Raw genomic sequence first — 18,779 nt, forward strand, 5'->3', positions numbered from 1 at the left:
CACGTCCACATTCCGGACCCTGACTTCAATTTAACAGGACAAAAATGCTATATTTGCTTCCAACATAATCATAAATTCAGAATGAGGGTCCGGAGTGCGAAATCAGAGGTACTTTCATGCCAAATAACGGGATACTACAAATTCCCTTTAACTGGAGGTTTCTTCTCTTTTTCTTCCAGTGCTAAGGCTTTCTATCCTGTTTATTTTGTGTCATTTCTTTCTGTTTTTACAAATACTTTTTCTTTTTATAATTCTTATCTCTAATTCTTATCTCCAATTCTTATCTCGTTCTTTTTACCTAGTTTTAAATACTCGCAGCAAATACATTATAATCGACATTAACTGCACTTTACTGTATCCGATCTGGATTTTTGAGGGCGTTAGATATGGGGTTTTCTGTTTTTTTCTGGAATCTGGAGTTGCTGGTAGGTTTTGAGTTTTTTCCTCCGGAGCCAGAGAGCCTGAAATGGAGGTCACAATGAGGGTAATGAGTATCATATCATGCAAAATGTTTGAGGATGAAATTGTTCATCTCGTGGAGCATGATGAAGAGGTGGATGAAGTTCTAATACTAAAAAATGGGAGTTCTGGAGACATTGTACGGAAGTTTGGTGAAATTGGTTGTCCCTGCCGGGAATTTTCTCTCAATAATGTCGAGGCATGCAGGTGCCTTAAGGATGTGAAGCAGGAGGACGGGGATGGCGTCATGCTTGTGCTCAACATCCTTGAAGTAGTTGGCATGGGAAAAAAGCGTACTATGCTGAAAACAAACGTGTATGATGCGATTCTGAGGATGTCGCTCTTCTCAGACGGGATGCTTTTGTTCTACGGGCTTTGTGGAAACGTGCTCAAAGATATTGAGGGAGATTTCAAGTACCTTGAATGTCCCCTCGCATTGCTCAGAGACTCCGAAGGAAACATCGTTGATGATTGCATCTGTGCGGTCCTGGGGGGTAAAAAAGCTTTTGTGGAAAAAATAAAGAGTTTCAGGGGCGAAAGGGTTTTCATGCTTACTCCCATGTGGGCTGCCAACTGGGAAAAAATGGTCGTAGCTAATGGGTTTGCCCGTAGCCTGGAAAATCTTGAAGAGTCAAAAATGGTATTTAGGGCTGCCAGATATACTCAGGTAGCAAAGATTAATACCGGCTTAAACTACCAGCATAATTTTGAGTCAAAGGTAAGGGAATTTGCAGCTTTTTATGGTTTTGGAATTACGGAAATCAAAACTAATCAGGCTATCTTCAAAATGTGTTACAGTGATCTGAAGCATTCACTTGCGGCTTCTGTCTGAATGTAAATCTTCTGGAAAAAGGTATTTCAGGTCAGATTTTGAGCTTTCAGTAAGTAACTTTTAGCTTCTCAGGTTAATTTTTGGGGGTATTTCCTCATTTCAAAGCTTTTTTATTTTCCGGCAGGGGTTTTCCGGAGCCTTCGGATACATTTATCAATACCTTTTGGCATTTTACGGGTTGATTCTGTCCATATTGATTTTATGTTTCCGAAAATCGAAATTAATCACAGTTTTCTAAAGGCATTAAAATGAGTCCAGAAATCACTTCCATCCAGATGTTCGGGATTAAGACCCCCATCATCAGAGCAGGGGACGACATCGTGCAGGCCCTTGAAGCTTCGCTGCAGGACGCAGGCATTATTCCAGTTGACGGGGATGTTTTTGTGCTGGCTGAATCTGCGGTTGCCACAGCGGAAAAAAGAATAGTTGAGCTTGCCAGTGTCAGTCCGGGGGAAAGGGCATTATCCCTCGGGGAAAAATACGGGATAGATCCGAGGGAAATGGAGCTTGTGCTTCAGGAATGTGATGAGCTTTTCGGAGGCGTCCCCGGAGCCGCACTTACTATCACAAAGGGTATCCTTTCTCCAAATGCTGGAATTGATGCTTCAAACGCCCCTGATGGCTCTGTAGTCCTGCTTCCGGAGGACCCGAGAAAAAGTTCCGAGAACATCCGGAAAAGGCTTGAACAGCGTTACTCCTGCAGGCTGGGAGTGATTATAGGGGACAGCAGGACTCAGCCTCTGCGGTTGGGCTGCACGGGGATTGCCCTCGGAGTTTCAGGCTTTGTGCCTGTGGAGGATGCGAGGGGTACTTTTGATATCTACGGAAAGCCCCTCCGCCTGACTTACAAAGCAGCGGCAGATAACCTGGTTTCAGCAGCTGAACTCCTTATGGGAGAAGCCGGAGAAAGAATTCCCTGTGTGCTTATCCGGGGCGCTCCGGTTAAAATGGTTGACGAATCTCCGGAGATGCCGACGATCTCAATGGAAGGGTGCATGTATTTCGGCAATATCATCAAAGGCCGAAAAGAATATCCGGAAAAAGAGGATCAGTAGAAAGCTTATCTGTACTCCCTTTTCGGAATACGTTTAAAGGGAAGCCCGCATGTCTGAGATAAGCATTATATATTCTCGGCGATAATATATACACTGAATCGAGTCCTGATCCTGTATCTGGTAATTCCATCTTCAGGTCATCTATCATTCAGGATTGGGTTTCTGGCAGCTGTGCCATGCGGAAGCATATGTACGATTCCTCTGCACGCTTACCGGAGTAGATAAACTAAGACAGAAAAAGTCTCATACGTTTCAAGTATTGCAGGTGATTTTATGAAACCGATATTATTGGACTTTTCCGCAACATGGTGTGGACCTTGTAGAATGCAAAAACCTATTCTTGAAGAGCTCGAAAAAAAATACGGAGACAAGGTTGAATTCAAGGTTGTCGATGTGGATGAAAACCAGGCGCTTGCCTCAAAGTACAGCATACACGCTGTCCCTACCCTGATCATTGAGAAGGACGGGACTGAAGTGAAGCGCTATATGGGTGTAACCCAGGGCAGTGTACTGGCATCTGAACTCGATAAAATTATTTGATCTCTGTATTATTCTGGAAAAAAATTCTGGAAAAAAGTCGCCCGGGTTCAGGGAACCTGTGGGCGCACAAATTTTTAACCGAGTTCTTTTTAGAAGACTTCTTTCACAGCCCCCTCAGCCGGAGGTTTTTATTCCTTATATATTTCTCCTGATATTTCTCCTGATATTTTTCCTGATATTTCTCCTGATATTTCTCCTGAAGTTTTTTCGATTTGATGCACTGAACCCAATAGATTTTTTACTAATCATGATTGGAGCTGAATTTTTTCCTTCTTTCAATAAAATCTCAATTAAACTTCAAGCGAAAATCAAAAATCAGGAACTCAAATCCGAATAATTTATATAGTATCTACAAAGATTTTTTGTATGAACCTCTATAAAAACTGACCTGATATCAAAAAATATACCTGTAAAAAGCGGCTTTAATCTTTTTTAAGGCTTTTTAAGGTTCTTTTATAGGGGCATAATAGAAGTAGCTAATTTACTATACTATCTAAACAATATTAGTTCAATAAGATAACTATTTATAATAAGTATTAGTACTTTCTAATATAACAAAAACATAAAATAACTTAAAACATAAACAACCTATAGTGGGGGAAAAACATGAGAATAAGAGTAGTTAGTTCAAGAGAAGAAATCTTTACACTTAATCCGAATGAGCGTATTGTTCACCTGGCTTTCAGGCCTTCTAACAAGGACATTTTTGGACTGGTTGAAACCTGCCCGAAGATTGAGGTAATTCAGTTACCTAAATCTTACATGCGTACAGTCTCAAAGTCCATAGAAATGTTCCTTCAGATGCAGAGAATCCAGCTCATCGAAGGAGATGTCTGGGGACACCGGAAAGACATTAACGAATACTACAGCATTCCAATCTCAGTGATTGAAAAGATTAAAGAAATGAAAACCGAAGGTAAAACCACTGAGGAGATTGAGAAAAAGATTTCAAGGGAAAGCAAACTGAACCCTGAAATGGTCGGTTATATTCTGGATAAGGAAACAACTGCCTGATTTTTTTTGGCATACCCTTAAGGTTTTGCTGGAGATTAGAGTGTACAGTTCATCGATTCCACATTTAATTTTTATATTTAATCTCCAGTTTAACTCTTCTTTTTAAGGCTAATTGGTAACTTTTTTGCAGATCTCGTTCCTGGCATTCAGGTAGGACTTCCTTGCAATTTCCATACTGCCTTCCCTTTCAACAATACTCATATCAAAAATCCGGGCAAAATTTGAGACATTTTTGTCGAATTCTTCTCCTCTGGAGATTTCATTACTGATTTTGACAATGTTTTTATACAAAGGATTTTTTAAAAAATGTTTATCTACGTCAGAAGTACCTAATGATTCCTTTTTCATTTCTGTCCAGCCGGAGGCCCACATAGGGGTCAGGTATATCATACCTGTGCCGTTTCCACTCTGCATAACCTCAGCATAATTATCGTTGCCCCCAAGAGCTACGCTGATACAGTCATCCACAATTTCTCCTTTTTCATCTTCGAGAAAATAGAGGGGGCATTTAATATCTTTGAACTCAGCTCCCAGGCCCCTTAACGGGCGTCCGCAGTTCCCATAAAATATAAGAATTCCATCTGAAAAGTCTGCCATTTCCTTCATATTTCGGTAGATTTCAGACTTTAAAATGTCACAGTCTGCATGCAGGCCAAGCTCCAGAATGTTTACCACTACGGTGATTGTTTCTCTGTTCTTTTCCTTCATATTCCCATATATTTTCCCAAAAAGTGGAAACTCCAATAGAAAATTCGGAATTTTCATGGATACGGGACGATTCATCTGTTTTGCAAAAAAAGATATCCTGTCCGGAGGAAAAAGCCTGGTCTGGCAATTTTCGGATTTAAGCTTTCTAACAAACCTGAAACATTGCCTGTTTTCAACTGTGATTAATCGTACTGCGTTCTGGTCTTTTGAGAGGACATAAACAAGTTCATCCTCAAGCATTTCACAGGCAATTATACTCAGTACAGGCATCGGTGAACCATCTCTCATGTTCCGTTATTTATTTTTGATTTCCACTTTCGTTACTCTCGATTTCCACTTTCATTTTCCCATAACAATCTTCAAAAATTTCCTGGTTGCCATTATTAAATTCCAGTATTTCAAAATCAAAAAGCTCTGCAAATTCTCGGATCGAATCATCGAAATTTTCAGTATACTCAAGCCCAGTATTAATTTTTGCAACCCTCTTATAGCCAATCATTTCATGGGTTTTTATCATCATTTTCAAGGCTTTAGCCGGATCTTTGTGCAGCTTATCCAGTTCAAAAAACTCTCTCCAGCCCTTACTGTACATGGGCGTAAAGAGATAAGTTCCAGCGTCACCAACACTTTTGAGTAAACTCAGGTAGTTATCCATTCCTCCCACAGTCGCTCCAATGCAGTCGTCTACTATTCTGTTCTTCCTGTCTTTAAGGATACGAACAGGGCATGGGAAGGAATTTCCTTCAAAGTCTGTTTCGATATCCCCAAGCACATTTCCACATAAGCCGTAAAAAACCAGAATCCCTGAAGAGAATGGGGCGAGGGTCTCTATGTTCTCATATACCTTGTTTTTCAAATCTTTTGGGTTTTTATGCAGGCCCAGTTCCATCAGGTAGACCAGAACCGTATATTTTTCACATTCACTTTTTTTTCCACATTCACTTTTTTTCTCACATTCACTGTTTATGTCAGAAAGTAAAGGGATATTCTCAATGGGGAGTATTTTGTGCTGAATGTTTACTTTATTTAGTTTTCCTGTGAATTCCCGGATGTTTTCATTTTCAACTACAATAACCTCATCAATCGCAGGATCATTTTCAAGAATCCAGACAATCTCGTCCTGCATTATTTTGCATGAAAGAATACTCATAACGGGCATCAAATTTCTCCTCTATAAAATCAGTATATTAAAAATCAGTATATTAAAAATCAGTATATAAAAACATTTTACTTACTTACATATAAGTAAGTGGTGGTTCGCAAAAAATCAACCCTACCGTAAATATCAATCCTTCCATCCAAGATCGGATTTTATTAGAGCAATTGATCTGACAAGCGTTTTTCTTCCCTTTATGCTGGACAGCTGTCTGGCACCCAGTAAGGTTTCAAATATCGCATCTGCACGTACCTCCACAGGGTCAGCGAAATTAAGCTCTCCCTGCTCCAGCCCGGTTTTCAGGACTCTGGAAAGCCAGGTCAGGATTTCATCCAGTAACAGTAGCTGCTGCTTTTTTACCTTTTCCGAAAGTTCTTCAAAATCAATCATTACCGAACCTGGTGGGCAGATACTTTTGCCTTCATCAAATTCTTTTAAGGCGTAATCAAAATAATATTGAAGCTGTTCACGGGCTGAACCTCCCGATTCCACAATTTGAGCAATATTTGCAGTAAATTTCTGCCTGCTGACCTCCAGAAAGGCTGCAACCAGATCTTCTTTCTGGGGATAGTAATGATGAATTGCGGCATTCTTTATGCCCAGTTTCCGGGAAATGTCTCTATAGCTGAATCCATTATAACCCCGACACTGCAAAAAGTTCCCTGCATAATGGAGTATCTGTTGATTGGTTTCGTTCATCTCTTTCATAATAAAACACTTACTTACCAGTAAGTAACTAAGGGGTGTCCACTCATATAAATGTTAGTTTCTTGATTTGCTGGATGAGCCTATCCCGAAATTAATATCAGGCTGAAATCTTGATCTATCAACTGCCCAACACCAGAAATTTGTATAGTTTAATATCCCTTCTTTTGTCATCGGTTTACGAATTTTATGCACAACTTCGAATACCAATTATAGTGATTTTCCAACATAATTCCTAGATATATAGCATAAAAAATAATACTTTTTGACGTTTTAAACCTTAACCGAATCCAAATGAATACCCCTTATAGGAGAAATGATAACCGGTACCGGACGATTTTCAATTTGGATTTCCTTCCTCTGTCGAGATGCCCTGCCCCAGCTGAAGGAGCTTATGGGCAATCAGGGCATACCATATCGTTAAAGGCACTATAGATGCAAGATATAGGAATGCTATAAAAGAGAGGTAGCTACCTATCACTGGTGTATGTTCCAGTGCTACTGCTCCCAGTGTGAATGCATTCGCCAGAATTCCTGCATAAGCAGTTGATTTGCTGAAGATGAGGCTCCGGAGCATAACAGTTGAGATTATCAGAAGGGCAACTGACACGATGACATAACTCTCCTGAAAAGCGGTGAAACTGAAGAAAGTAATCATCGCCTGCCCCGCTGCCAGAAATAGTGATTTTTGCGCGTCTGTTGTCGCAGCTGCGTACTGGTCGCTGAGGAAAAGCATAGAGAAAATCGTATTCGATGCGAAGTAGACAGTTATCCCTATGAAATAAAGGACCGCAGCGATTGCCATGAAAGATTCACTGGCTCTGCGGAGGGAAACATAGAGCGCGAGAATAGTCGGGACAAGAAGTGCATAGGCGAAGATCCCCAGGAGATCAAGGTCTAAGAGTCCAAGGAGCCTGTTGTTCTGAAGTAGCGTAAACCAGCCGATTACGGTGCTGGGCTGTGGCCAGACAGCGAAGATGACGATTTCGATTGGAAGCAACGCTGCTGTGATTAGGGCACCCGCGCCGCCGATTCTATAGAGGCCTTTCCAGCGGGAATCTGCCGTTTCGGCATCATTAACCGGATTCACATTTAAGTTCGACATTTAATTCCCCTCCTCATTATTTGGTTGTCTTTCAATAATAATAGGACTTACGCATTGAATTACAAAATCAAGAGCATTCAGCGTTGTGACTGGTTTAGTGTTTTATACAGTTGATGGTTCAATGCTATTGATTTCTCAGTCCAACCGCGTAAGTCCTAAATAAGTCGACGTTCTTCCAAAACGCTCACATGCCCCATTTTGCTCTTATTTTCCCTTTGTGTACACTTCAATTTCCTGTGCACACTTTAGCTGAGAAAACAGATGCATCTGAGCAAAAGTATCTCAAAACAAAATTTTGGCCAGTTTCACTACCTGAAGTAATGTATCGAAGGACAACGCTATCACTACTCTAACGCTCTTTACCTACTCTTAAATACCTTCAGTATTATCTCCTCAGAGATTGGCGTGATTTCTAAAAAACTAATTGACCTTGGAGTTCTCGCGCTCAGGCAGCGCAACTCCCGAGGAACCTTTAAACCCCATATTTCACTCCGTTTCAGAGGCAATGAGGGAGATTTACGTACCTTTTCCATTGATACTACCCGGACTCAGGGAAAGCACCCCCAGCCCGATGCCTACCTGATTACCCATGCCCATTCCGATCATCACGGAAAATCAGCTATGCTCTCTCCGCGGGCAGTCTGTACGGAAAAAACAGCAGCTGCTCTTGAAATCAGGCACGACAAAAAATATTCGGGCAGCATGTGCAGGCTCGGGGATGAAATTGACATTGAAGGGGTCAAGGTAAAGACTTGCCCTACGGAACACACTGTCGGCGCCGCGGCTTTTTACTGGGAAAACGATGTAGGGACAAGAATCCTGGTCACAGGAGATGTCAAGGATGCCAGCAAGCTTCCTCCCTGCGATGTTCTTATTACTGAAGCTAACTACGGGGACCCTGAAGACCCGTCCTGTCATTTTGCGGATGACCTTGACAGCATGAAATGCGCCCTTTTTGAGAACGGACCTGTTGCCTTCGGAGCATATGAGTTCGGAAAAACCCAGCGGGCTGTTGAACTAATAAGAGGCTTTGGGTACGACGGTGCAATCCGGATGGAAGCCCGGACCAGGGCGCTTACGCGGAGCATGCTTGAGGATGCAGGAGAACTTGCAGGGCTTGACTCCGGGGGCGAAGATGATGTTTTCGTGGTAACTCCCCGGGACCTTAACAAGCTTCCGTGGAATGTGAAAAAGTATGTGCTGAGCTGCCGTGCTGATTACCCATATCCTATTATTAAGATAAGTGACCACCTTGATGCGTGCGGGCTTGAGGATATGGTAAAAAAACTCAACCCGGAGGTTACTCTTGTTTACCATCCGGCAGGAAACAGACCTTCAAAATTTTCAAAACATTTAAATTCAATAGGGATCGATTCGATTTCCATAGATCAGATCGGTAATGTTTTAAGCAATGAATTTATTTAAATCCCTTAAATTCAGTCCTAATAATTTAATTCTAAAAATTTAAATATGATGATCTAAATCTGATACTTTAATTTGATAACTCCGGTCTGACAGGTTTCAATTCAAACTTCAGACACCAGGCTGATAATCTGGTCTAACAGTTTAAGTCACAGCCTGATAATTTCTTTTCAAGTCTATTATTTAAGTCTAGATCTAATTATTAGGTATACGGGGTCAAATGTAACTCTAATTTAATAAACCCTAATTGAACTAATTTAACTAATATCACCGAATCAAATTTGAACTAATTTAACTAATATCACCGAATCAAATTTGAACTAATTTAACTAATATCACCGAATCAAATATTATCATTGAAATCTATAATCCCATTTTTAATCATTTTAAGCTTTTAATTAATACTACATTCCCAGGAAAGATAATTGCTGTTCAGGAGAGAATGCAGGTTGAGTAAACAAACCCCAAAGTCAAAGTCCAGAAAGGAACTCGCAAAAGTTGCAGAGGCTTCCATAGAAAGTGTTCCAGAAATTGTTGAGGCTCCCGAAAAAAAGATCCTTATCAAGCAAAAGACCCCCGAAGAAAAGCAGAAAGCTCACAAGGAAGGCATTATAAAAACAATTGTTTCTTCAATACTTGGAATAATCTCCGGGGTTGTAATGTTCAGCCAGTATGGGGCAGGCGAAGACCGGATCTGGTATGCCATACTCGCGATCGTTATAGGAATCACATATTATGTCCAGAGGATTCTTTACCCCATGATTAAGATAGATGTCAAGGAATTCAAGGCTAAGGACTGGCTTTTTGTAGAGTTCATAGTTGTAGACTTCTTCCTTGTTACCTGGACACTGCTCCTGAATTGAAAAAACTCTTTTCCTGGGCTTCAAAAAAGGCTTTTCCTAAAAGATGGCCTTTTCATCCCGGCTCTTTTGCTATCGGTTTTTATCTTTATTTTTACTTATGTTCTTTGTCATACTAATATTTCTTATCAAGATGGTATTTCATACCTGCAACATTCCAACGGTTCATATACCAGGGCAGGCATTTCATAACCGAGAAATGCTGTAGATGCTTGACGGCTTTATATGTGGCATAACTTTGATACTTATTATCGTTACTGAAATCAGATAACTGCACAATATAAATCAGATAACTATACCACATTATTGAACTCATACAACTTACACAAATAACTTACACAAATGAATCCATATTGCCTAATTTATTTATACTTTAAACAATCAAAAAACGTAATTTCCGGGGACTATTATGAGATTAGCTATAATTAACAAAGACAGGTGCCAGCCCAGAAGGTGCAGCAAGGAGTGCGAAAAGTACTGTCCCAGAGTCAGGACAGGCGACGAAACCATTGTTTTTGAGGCCGATGGAAAGCCGGTCATCTCCGAGGAACTCTGTGTGGGCTGCGGAATATGCGTTAACAAATGCCCTTTCGATGCCATCATGATTATTGGGCTTCCTGAAGCCCTTACGGAACCCACTCACAGGTACGGGACAAACGGTTTTGCCCTTTTCGGGCTTCCTGTGCCGAGGATAGGAAAGGTAACCGGTATCCTGGGTCCGAACGGGATAGGGAAGAGTACATCTGTCCAGATCCTTTCCGGAGCCCTGATCCCCAATTTCGGGCAGGAGAAAGGAGATTGGGATATGGTACTCGAACACTATGCCGGCACGGCACTTCATGACTATTTCAAAGCCGTTGTGAACGGGAAAGTAAAGGTTTCCCAGAAGCCCCAGTACGTTGACCTGATCCCCAAAGCTTTCAAAGGCAAGACCTCAGAGCTGCTTGAAAAAACCGATGAAAGAGGGGTTATGGACGAGCTTGTTGATTATCTCGACCTCAGAGGCGTAGTCGGGCGAAAAATCTCGGAATTAAGCGGTGGGGAACTTCAGAGGGTTGCAATTGCAGCCTGTGCGGCAAAAGATGCCCAGTTTTATTTCTTTGACGAAATAAGTCCCTACCTGGATATCTACCAGAGGATTAACGTAGCCCGCCTCGTCCAGGAAATTTCAAAGGACAGGGCAGTGCTTGTGGTAGAGCACGACCTTGCAGTCCTGGATATGCTTACAGATGTAATTCACATAGCCTATGGTGAACCTGCAGGGTTTGGTGTGATAACTCTCCCAAAAAGTGTGCGTGTCGGGATCAACCAGTATCTTAAAGGTTATCTCCCTGAAGAAAACATCAGGATCCGGCCGGAAGCTATCAAATTCGAGGTCCACCCCCCAAGAGAGGATGCCCAATTTAAGTCTGCGATCTCTTTTAACAGCTTTTCAAAGAAGTACGGCGACGGCTTCTCTCTCAAAGCAACAGGTGGAAACCTGCGTGTCGGGGAAGTTCTCGGGATAGTTGGTCCCAACGGAATAGGAAAGTCAACTTTCGTAAAAGTCCTGGCAGGAGAAATCAAGCCAGAAGAAGGGGACCCGGGCATCGAAGTAAAAATCTCCTACAAACCCCAGTACATTAAAGCAGATACTCCTGTAAGTGTTCAGGACTTCCTTAGAGGCATTTCAAAGCGGTTCGGGACCAGCTACTATGAAGTTGAGATCTCAAACCCACTCCAGCTTGAAAGGATCTATGACAGCCTGCTTACCGACCTCAGTGGTGGAGAACTTCAGAGGGTAGCGATTGCCGCCTGCCTGTCCCAGGAAGCAGACCTCTATATTCTGGACGAGCCAAGTGCCCACCTTGATGTGGAGCAGCGTTCCATGGTCACAAGAGTCATCAACCGCTTTGCCGAAAACAACCAGAAAACGGCTATGGTCGTTGACCACGACATCTATATGATCGATCTGCTCAGCCAGCGCCTCCTTGTTTTTGAAGGCAAGCCTGCTATCTACGGTGAGGCTCACGGCCCATTCAGCATGGAAAACGGCATGAACAGGTTCCTGAAAAACCTCGGCATTACCTTCCGCAGGGATGAAGAGACGAGGCGCCCCCGCGTAAACAACCTTGACTCAAGGCTTGACCGGGAGCAGAAGGAAAGCGGAAACTACTATTATTCTGCAAAAGACTGATTCTGCAAAAGACTGAGTTTTTCCAGATTTTCCATAGAATATTCGGAAACGGATATTCTGAAAAACTCCGGGGTTCCCTTAAAAAGGGGACCTCAACCTTTTGCAGGAAAGCAGTTTTTTGGCACTGGTATCGTGGTTTCAAAATAGTTTTTTATCTAATGTGTGAGTCACTGGTTTTCAATGAAGATAGAAAGTCTCGACCTGCCCACTGAAGTAAAGCACTTTTATGAAAACTCCGGGATTCTTGAACTTTATCCTCCTCAGGCAGAGGCTGTTGAAAAGGGACTGCTTGAAGGGAAAAACCTGCTTGCTGCAATCCCTACGGCTTCGGGAAAGACTCTGCTTGCAGAGCTTGCAATGTTGAAGTCCGTGCTTGCCGGAGGAAAAGCCCTCTATATCGTGCCCCTGAGAGCTCTGGCTTCCGAGAAATTCAGGCGGTTTCAGGAATTCTCCGAACTGGGCATCAGGGTCGGGATCTCAACAGGGGACTATGACCGGCGGGATGAAGGAATCGGCATCAACGACATCATTGTAGCCACATCGGAAAAAACTGATTCCCTGCTCAGGAACGAGACTGCCTGGATGCAGGAGATCTCGGTTGTTGTGGCAGATGAAGTCCATCTTATCGATTCTGCGGACAGGGGGCCAACCCTTGAGGTCACTCTGGCAAAGCTCCGGAAAATGAACCCTTCCTGCCAGGTCCTTGCCCTTTCGGCAACAGTCGGAAACGCTGATGAGCTTGCAGCCTGGCTTGATGCCGAGCTTGTGGTAAGTGAATGGAGGCCTACCGACCTTATGGAAGGGGTACTGTTTAACGGGACTTTTTTCTGCAGGGACAGGGAAAAGCCTGTTGAACAGCCCACAAAAGATGAAGCCATAAACCTTGTGCTCGATACCCTCAAAGAAGGTGGGCAGTGCCTTGTTTTCGAAAGCAGCAGGAAAAACTGCATGGGATTTGCAAAGAAAGCGGCTTCTGCAGTTAAAAAGACTCTTTCCGCAGCAGACAGGGAAGCTCTTGCAGGGATTGCAGATGAGATCCTGGAAAACAGTGAAACCGATACCTCATCAGTTCTTGCGTCCTGCGTCCGTTCAGGGACGGCATTTCACCATGCAGGCCTGACTTCCCCTCTTAGGGAACTTGTAGAAACCGGCTTTCGGGAAGGGCGAATAAAGCTTATTTCAAGTACCCCAACCCTTGCAGCAGGACTGAACCTGCCTGCCAGGCGTGTAATTATAAGGAGTTATCGGCGTTATTCTTCTGACGCAGGCATGCAGCCTATCCCGGTGCTCGAATACAAGCAGATGGCAGGAAGAGCAGGAAGGCCGAGGCTTGACCCTTACGGAGAAGCTGTCTTGCTTGCAAAATCATCCGAGGAACTGGTCTTCCTTTTTGAGAAATATATTGAAGCCGGAGCCGAAGATATCTGGTCCAAGCTTGGGACGGAAAATGCTCTTCGAACGCACGTGCTTTCAACTATCTCGAACGGCTTTGCCCGGACAAGAGAAGAGCTTATGGATTTTCTGGAGGCGACCTTTTTCGCTTTCCAGTACTCAAATTTCGGGCTCTCCACGGTTGTGGAGGAATGCCTGAACTTTTTACGGCAGGAGGGAATGCTTGAGAAGGATCCAGATTCCCTTATTTCCACGAGTTTCGGAAAACTTGTTTCCAGGCTCTATATTGACCCTCTTTCTGCAGCCCTTATTGTTAAGGGCTTAAGAGGAGCCGGAACTCTTACCGAGCTTACTCTCCTGCACCTGGTCTGCAGTACGCCTGACATGCGTCTGATGTATATGCGGAGCCAGGACTACCAGGATATCAATGATTACGTAATGGCGCATGCAGAAGAGTTCTCAAAGGTGCCAAGCCCCTTCAATGTTGTCGAATATGAGTGGTTCCTGAGCGAGGTAAAGACCTCTCTCCTGCTGATGGACTGGATCCATGAAAAGCCTGAAAATGAGCTATGTTTAAAATTCAACATCGGGGAAGGGGACATCCATGCAAGTGCAGACATTGCCGAGTGGATCATGCACGTGACCACCCAGCTTGCCAGGCTCCTTGACCTTAAAGGGGCAAAAGAAGCTGCAGAACTTGAAAAGCGGATCCATTACGGTGCAGGCCCTGAACTGATGGACCTGTTAGACATCAGGAGCATCGGACGTGTAAGGGCAAGGAAACTTTATGAGGCAGGTTTAAGGTCCACAGCAGACCTTGCAGGGGCTTCTCCTGAACAGGTGGCTGCTCTTGTGGGGCCGAAGATTGCTGAAAGGATCTTTAAGCAGATCGGACGAAATGAAGCTGTGTCTGAGGTCTCTGGCGCTGAATCTCTTGATAATGGATCCCCCGACGGGCAGAGGACAATCAATGATTATTGATTTGTCTCGATGATCATTGATCTTTCTTCGTGTATATTTCAATTCCTGGTGTCCTTGAGTGAACTACCCCACGCTAAAGCTGTGAGGCTTCCTGCTTCATACCTCGAACTACCGTTCACAAGTCCACAGGCTCTATCCTCTGTTCCAGAGGTGAAGAAAGATCAAATTGGTTCTGGTTTCCCTGGCTTGGTTATCGCTTAGGAATTCAGTACATAGTATAGGACAGAATCGTATTTAGAGGTTAGAAGATAGCGAAAATATGGGACGTTGATGGCATTCATCCCGCCACTAAAGTAACAGGCATTCTGCCTTCGACTTTCGTAAGTGAAAATATTTACGTTCGGGACTATAATCTAAAAAAAGAGTGTAAAAAATGACCGATGAAGCAAAGTCTACAAAAATTTCAGTTTTCCGATGTGAAACCACTTTTGAATTTTGTTCCGAGACAGGATCTTCCTCTCCGGTACAGAGGTGAGATTTCTTGATGCAGATTGCCTTTTATGGGAAAGGTGGAATTGGCAAGTCCACGGTTTCTGCAAATCTTTCCGCCGCTCTTGCGGAATCCGGAAAACGCATTCTCCAGGTCGGCTGCGACCCGAAAAGTGATTCTACCCGGCTGCTCCTTGGAGGGAGGAAGATCCCCACGGTGCTGGACTATCTCAGGAAAACGTCTCCTGACAAACAAAGTCTTGAAGGTCTGCTCTTCAAAGGTTTCAAGGGGGCTGCCTGTGTGGAAACCGGGGGTCCGAAGCCAGGAGTCGGCTGTGCCGGTCGGGGAATCCTGAGCAGTTTTGAGGCGCTCGCGCGGCTTGGAATCCGGGACGTCCCCCTTGACATTGTCCTTTACGACGTACTCGGAGACGTTGTCTGTGGTGGTTTTGCAGTCCCTCTCCGGAGGGAATATGCAGACGCCGTTTTTCTTGTCACCTCCGGGGAATTCATGGCTATCTATGCGGCAAATAACATTCTCCGGGGCATAAAAAATTTTGAGGATTCCGCCCCCAGAGTTGCGGGGATTATCCTGAACAGTAGAGGCCTTGAAGCCGAGGACCAGCGGATTTTGGCTTTTTCAAAGGCTGTTGGGCTTCCGGTGGTTGCCTCGATTCCCCGCAGCGAAATTTTCTCCAGGGCCGAAAAAGCCGGCAAGACACTGATAGAAGCCTTCCCTGAATCCGAAAACGCTGAAATTTTCAGGGAACTTGCCCGGCATGTGGAAAAGATCGTAAAGGATAGGAGTTTGCTTTATCATGCAAGGCCTCTCGAAGATTGGGAACTTGAAGAGCTGGTGCTCGGAAGGAGTCCGGAAGACAATGCATCGATCTTCATGCAGAGGGAATTCGAAAAGGAAGCAGGGTGTGAAAGTGGGTTCGAGGAGGAGGCAGGACTTGAAGGTAGGACTATTAGGACTATTAATGAGCCTGAGGAATACCTTTGTGAGACCTGTGGGGCCTGCAAGGGGGAAGCTGGAGATGCCAGTGGTTCCGGAAATCTCTCCTGTTCTGACTCTCCCCGGGTAAAGCCTGCTTTGGGGAAAGAAAAAGTTTCTGTTTTGGCTCCTTCCGGGTCCGGGCCTGCTATACTAAAAGCTCCCCTTTACGGCTGCGCATTTGCAGGCGCGGTGACTGCCACTTTCCAGGTAAACGGGGCTCTTACGGTCCTCCACGGGCCGAGGAGCTGCGCCCATATCATCTCGGATGCGCTTGCCAGTTCCTTTTTGAGGAGCGGGAGCTTCAAAAAAACCGGAGTTAAGGGCCTTGAGGAGCAGGCTCTGCCGGGGCTTCTGTCTGTGGATATGGAAGAAGAGGATATCATCTTCGGAGGGCTTGAAAAGCTTTCCTGCAGGATGGAAGAAGCTCTTGCTTCAGGCCGGAAACTGCTTTTTGTTGTGAGTACCTGCCCATCAGGAATAATCGGGGACGATATCGAAAAAGCCGTTTTGAAGATGAAGCACCTTTATCCCAAAGCCCGGATATTTCCTATTCCCGTGGATGGAAACCTTACCGGGGATTTTTCTTACGGTTTTTTTGAAGGGTGTAAAAAAGTTGCCGAGCTTATCGACCCTGCAGTTGGGCAGGAAGAAGGCCTTGTCAACATTATCGGGGAACGGAATTTCTCCCCGAGGGACGAGGAAAACTTCCGGATAATAGAAAAGCTCCTTGAAGGACTGGGGCTCCGGGTAAACTGCCGTTTCCTGAGCAGGGCTGATCTTTCTTCTATCCGGGATTTTAAGAAAGCCAGATTCAACCTCCTTGCCTACAACAGCCTTGAAAACCGGATGCTCAGGGACTACCTGTCCGAACACTTCGGGCTCGACTTTTTCGAACATCCCTTCCCAGTGGGTTTTCGGGACAGCAGCCAGTGGGTAAAAGCGCTTGCAAAAAGCCTTACCCTGGGACACAACCCCGGGCCTTTCCTTGAAGCCCGGGAACAAATTTACAGGGCTGAAATCAGTAAATACTCTCCCTATCTTAAGGGAAAAAAAGTCCTTGTCGTAAGTTACAGCCAGGATATAGGCTGGGTCCTTGATACGGTCCGGGACCTTGGCATGGAACTCGTTAAAGTCGGTATCCGGGCTTCCTCTTTTGGAAAAGATAAACAGCTGGACCCACTTCCGGATGACATTCCGCTTGTGAATAACTATACGGACTTGCAGCGGGCCGAGGACATAAAATGCCTTAAACCCGACCTTGTGCTTTCTGGCTATGCCCCCCTTATCCCGGAAGAAGATGTACACTGCGACACTATCCCCTTCTCCCCGAAAGTGGGATTTATGAGTGGGCTCGAACTTGCGAAACGCTGGAGCACACTGCTTCGCCTGCCTGTGGTTGAAGGCTGGAAATACGATGGAGGTGAAGAGGAATGATATTTTCCCCGGATGCTTTTACAGCTTCCATTCTGACGGTTGAAGGAATTAAGGACGCATCAGTCCTTCTGAACGGGCCTACGGGCTGCAAGATCTATCACAGTTTTCTTTCGGACAGGCATTTCCCGAGGGGCGCTTCCCATGACCCCATGGCTTTCCAGGGGGAATTTTACTTCGGGCAATTGAGGGTGCCTTCAACCTACCTGGACTGGGAAGATTACGTTGAAGGGTCTCTTGAAAAGCTTGAGAAGCTCCTTTCCACGGTTGCGGAAAAGAACAATGACCTCCTTGCGGTTATTAATTCTCCCGGGGCAAGCCTTATCGGGGACGACCTGGAAACCGCCCTGAAAAAAAGCGGGGTGAGTGAACGCTGTTTTACGGTGGACTGTGCAGGTTTTTCCCTGCCCGCTCCGATAGGCTTTGAAAACACAGGGCTTGCTCTTCTTGAGCACCTGGACCTGAAGTCGCTTTCCAGAAAAGAGAACAGGGTGAACATCATTGGCCTTTCCATCCTGCATAAGCACTGGGAGGGTACGGTAGCCGAGCTGAAAAAGCTCCTGTCCCTCCTCGGGCTGGAGGTCGGAGCCGTGCTCTTTGCGGACACTTCCGTTGAAGAGCTGAAAAACTCAAGCAGTGCTGCCTGCAATATAGTGCTCTTCCCCGAGTACGGACAAAAAATTGCTGAATGGTACCGGGAACGCTTCGAGATCCCGTCTGTCCTTTCCCCTATGGGAGTCCCGGTGGGTTTTGATGCTACCGAGCAGCTGCTGAGGGAAGTTGCAAAATGCCTCGGGATTGACCCGTCCCCTGCCCTGAACTTTGTCCGGGCTGCCAGGAAAAGCAGCTATTCCAAACTCGCACGCTACCATTCCTTCTCCGGGCTCCCAAAAGGAACAAGTTTCTCAATAAGAGCCGAAGCCTCGTTTGCCTATCCGCTTGCTCTCTGGCTCTACTCCTACCTCGGGATGGTTCCCAGTGCGGTTAAGACCCTTCCGGGAGGCAGTCCGAAAATTGAAGCCTCCCTCCGGGCATTTTTAATAGAAAAAGGTTTTGAAAATGCTTATGACAGGGAGCCAGAGTATGAAAAAGTTGACATTGCCTTTGCCGACGGCTACACTCTCGGGCTTTTGAAAGGGCTGGGCTGCTGTAAAGCAGGTCTCGAAATATGCACACCTTCGGAAGGGTACATCGATTTCATCCCTAAAACATATATGGGCGTTGAGGGTACCCTCCTGCTTCTCGAAAAAATTATAAACGGAATACGTTCTTCCCTTTAAGGGGGTATTTGCCTACCTCCTTAACTTCCGGGCCATCTAACTTCTAAACTTTTATTATATCAATGGTCTCAACTTCCACTTTTACCCCAGCAGCTGCTGTCGCTCAGCCTGCCTTCGGCAGGTTAACGTAATTAGAGATAGATATTTTCATATTTTTCTCCCATGAGACTCAATATCTTCCAGTGAATATCCTCCATATTCAATATTTCGGACTCTATTTCTCCTTCTTTATGA

The 18,779-nt window shown here is 44.8% G+C and carries 15 protein-coding genes; 10 read left to right on the forward strand and 5 right to left on the reverse strand.

Going from position 1 to position 18,779, the window contains the following annotated elements; genetic code table 11:
• Positions 1-478 precede the first annotated feature (478 nt).
• The 3 genes from PHF18_RS16660 (at position 479) to trxA (ending at position 2,886) form a co-directional block, all read left to right on the forward strand.
• Positions 479-1,291, forward strand: a complete 813-nt coding sequence (locus PHF18_RS16660; RefSeq protein ID WP_300104710.1) for a DUF1638 domain-containing protein — start codon at positions 479-481, stop codon at positions 1,289-1,291.
• A 248-nt stretch (positions 1,292-1,539) separates the two neighbouring features.
• Positions 1,540-2,346 (forward strand): coenzyme F420-0:L-glutamate ligase, encoded by an 807-nt coding sequence (gene cofE, locus PHF18_RS16665; protein WP_300104712.1) that lies wholly within the window; start codon positions 1,540-1,542, stop codon positions 2,344-2,346.
• A 273-nt stretch (positions 2,347-2,619) separates the two neighbouring features.
• Positions 2,620-2,886 (forward strand): thioredoxin, encoded by a 267-nt coding sequence (gene trxA / locus PHF18_RS16670; protein WP_367279211.1) that lies wholly within the window; start codon positions 2,620-2,622, stop codon positions 2,884-2,886.
• 135 nt (positions 2,887-3,021) lie between these two features.
• On the opposite strand, the gene PHF18_RS16675 is transcribed toward trxA, so the two are convergent.
• On the reverse strand, positions 3,022-3,165 hold the full coding sequence (locus PHF18_RS16675; protein WP_300104713.1) for a hypothetical protein: 144 nt from the start codon (positions 3,163-3,165) through the stop codon (positions 3,022-3,024).
• Positions 3,166-3,492: 327 nt separating this feature from the next.
• Between PHF18_RS16675 and PHF18_RS16680 the strand changes: the two genes are divergently transcribed.
• Positions 3,493-3,900: a DUF1699 family protein gene (locus tag PHF18_RS16680; RefSeq protein WP_300104714.1), complete on the forward strand. Its 408-nt coding sequence runs from the start codon at positions 3,493-3,495 to the stop codon at positions 3,898-3,900.
• A gap of 108 nt (positions 3,901-4,008) precedes the next feature.
• On the opposite strand, the gene PHF18_RS16685 is transcribed toward PHF18_RS16680, so the two are convergent.
• From PHF18_RS16685 to PHF18_RS16700, 4 genes are all read right to left on the reverse strand, one after another.
• Complete coding sequence (locus PHF18_RS16685) at positions 4,009-4,878, reverse strand: DUF1638 domain-containing protein (RefSeq protein WP_300104716.1); 870 nt, start codon at positions 4,876-4,878, stop codon at positions 4,009-4,011.
• Between the two features lie 28 nt (positions 4,879-4,906).
• A complete protein-coding gene (locus PHF18_RS16690; RefSeq protein WP_300104717.1) occupies positions 4,907-5,767 on the reverse strand; it encodes a DUF1638 domain-containing protein in 861 nt (286 codons plus the stop codon).
• A gap of 126 nt (positions 5,768-5,893) precedes the next feature.
• Positions 5,894-6,472 (reverse strand): TetR/AcrR family transcriptional regulator, encoded by a 579-nt coding sequence (locus tag PHF18_RS16695; RefSeq protein WP_300104718.1) that lies wholly within the window; start codon positions 6,470-6,472, stop codon positions 5,894-5,896.
• A gap of 337 nt (positions 6,473-6,809) precedes the next feature.
• A complete protein-coding gene (locus PHF18_RS16700; protein WP_300104720.1) occupies positions 6,810-7,574 on the reverse strand; it encodes a hypothetical protein in 765 nt (254 codons plus the stop codon).
• Positions 7,575-7,979: 405 nt separating this feature from the next.
• Here PHF18_RS16700 and PHF18_RS16705 point away from each other — a divergent pair, with 405 nt between their 5' ends.
• The 6 genes from PHF18_RS16705 to PHF18_RS16730 all read left to right on the forward strand — a co-directional run bounded on the left by PHF18_RS16705 (position 7,980) and on the right by PHF18_RS16730 (position 18,545).
• Positions 7,980-8,999 (forward strand): MBL fold metallo-hydrolase, encoded by a 1,020-nt coding sequence (locus PHF18_RS16705; RefSeq protein ID WP_300104722.1) that lies wholly within the window; start codon positions 7,980-7,982, stop codon positions 8,997-8,999.
• Positions 9,000-9,445: 446 nt separating this feature from the next.
• Positions 9,446-9,859, forward strand: a complete 414-nt coding sequence (locus tag PHF18_RS16710) for a hypothetical protein (protein ID WP_300104723.1) — start codon at positions 9,446-9,448, stop codon at positions 9,857-9,859.
• Positions 9,860-10,265: 406 nt separating this feature from the next.
• Positions 10,266-12,032: a ribosome biogenesis/translation initiation ATPase RLI gene (locus PHF18_RS16715; protein ID WP_300104724.1), complete on the forward strand. Its 1,767-nt coding sequence runs from the start codon at positions 10,266-10,268 to the stop codon at positions 12,030-12,032.
• Positions 12,033-12,212: 180 nt separating this feature from the next.
• On the forward strand, positions 12,213-14,405 hold the full coding sequence (locus tag PHF18_RS16720; RefSeq protein WP_300104725.1) for an ATP-dependent DNA helicase: 2,193 nt from the start codon (positions 12,213-12,215) through the stop codon (positions 14,403-14,405).
• Positions 14,406-14,889: 484 nt separating this feature from the next.
• Positions 14,890-17,268 carry a nitrogenase component 1 gene (locus PHF18_RS16725; RefSeq protein ID WP_300104726.1) on the forward strand — a complete coding sequence of 793 codons (2,379 nt, stop codon included), beginning with the start codon at positions 14,890-14,892 and terminating at the stop codon, positions 17,266-17,268.
• On the forward strand, positions 17,265-18,545 hold the full coding sequence (locus PHF18_RS16730) for a nitrogenase component 1 (RefSeq protein WP_300104728.1): 1,281 nt from the start codon (positions 17,265-17,267) through the stop codon (positions 18,543-18,545). Before PHF18_RS16725 ends, PHF18_RS16730 begins: the two co-directional genes overlap by 4 nt.
• The last annotated feature ends 234 nt before the right edge of the window (positions 18,546-18,779 follow it).

Origin of the sequence: Methanosarcina sp., assembly GCF_028693135.1 — an archaeon.
GTDB lineage: Archaea > Halobacteriota > Methanosarcinia > Methanosarcinales > Methanosarcinaceae > Methanosarcina.

What these genes read in the sequence shown, in the direction of transcription:
- PHF18_RS16700 (WP_300104720.1), bottom strand. Translation starts at nt 7,574, where the DNA reads ATGTCGAACTTAAATGTGAATCCGGTTAATGATGCCGAAACGGCAGAT.
- PHF18_RS16720 (WP_300104725.1), top strand. Translation starts at nt 12,213, where the DNA reads ATGAAGATAGAAAGTCTCGACCTGCCCACTGAAGTAAAGCACTTTTAT.
- trxA (WP_367279211.1), top strand. Translation starts at nt 2,620, where the DNA reads ATGAAACCGATATTATTGGACTTTTCCGCAACATGGTGTGGACCTTGT.
- PHF18_RS16685 (WP_300104716.1), bottom strand. Translation starts at nt 4,878, where the DNA reads ATGCCTGTACTGAGTATAATTGCCTGTGAAATGCTTGAGGATGAACTT.
- PHF18_RS16715 (WP_300104724.1), top strand. Translation starts at nt 10,266, where the DNA reads ATGAGATTAGCTATAATTAACAAAGACAGGTGCCAGCCCAGAAGGTGC.
- cofE (WP_300104712.1), top strand. Translation starts at nt 1,540, where the DNA reads ATGAGTCCAGAAATCACTTCCATCCAGATGTTCGGGATTAAGACCCCC.
- PHF18_RS16730 (WP_300104728.1), top strand. Translation starts at nt 17,265, where the DNA reads ATGATATTTTCCCCGGATGCTTTTACAGCTTCCATTCTGACGGTTGAA.
- PHF18_RS16725 (WP_300104726.1), top strand. Translation starts at nt 14,890, where the DNA reads ATGCAGATTGCCTTTTATGGGAAAGGTGGAATTGGCAAGTCCACGGTT.
- PHF18_RS16695 (WP_300104718.1), bottom strand. Translation starts at nt 6,472, where the DNA reads ATGAAAGAGATGAACGAAACCAATCAACAGATACTCCATTATGCAGGG.
- PHF18_RS16680 (WP_300104714.1), top strand. Translation starts at nt 3,493, where the DNA reads ATGAGAATAAGAGTAGTTAGTTCAAGAGAAGAAATCTTTACACTTAAT.
- PHF18_RS16690 (WP_300104717.1), bottom strand. Translation starts at nt 5,767, where the DNA reads ATGCCCGTTATGAGTATTCTTTCATGCAAAATAATGCAGGACGAGATT.
- PHF18_RS16660 (WP_300104710.1), top strand. Translation starts at nt 479, where the DNA reads ATGAGGGTAATGAGTATCATATCATGCAAAATGTTTGAGGATGAAATT.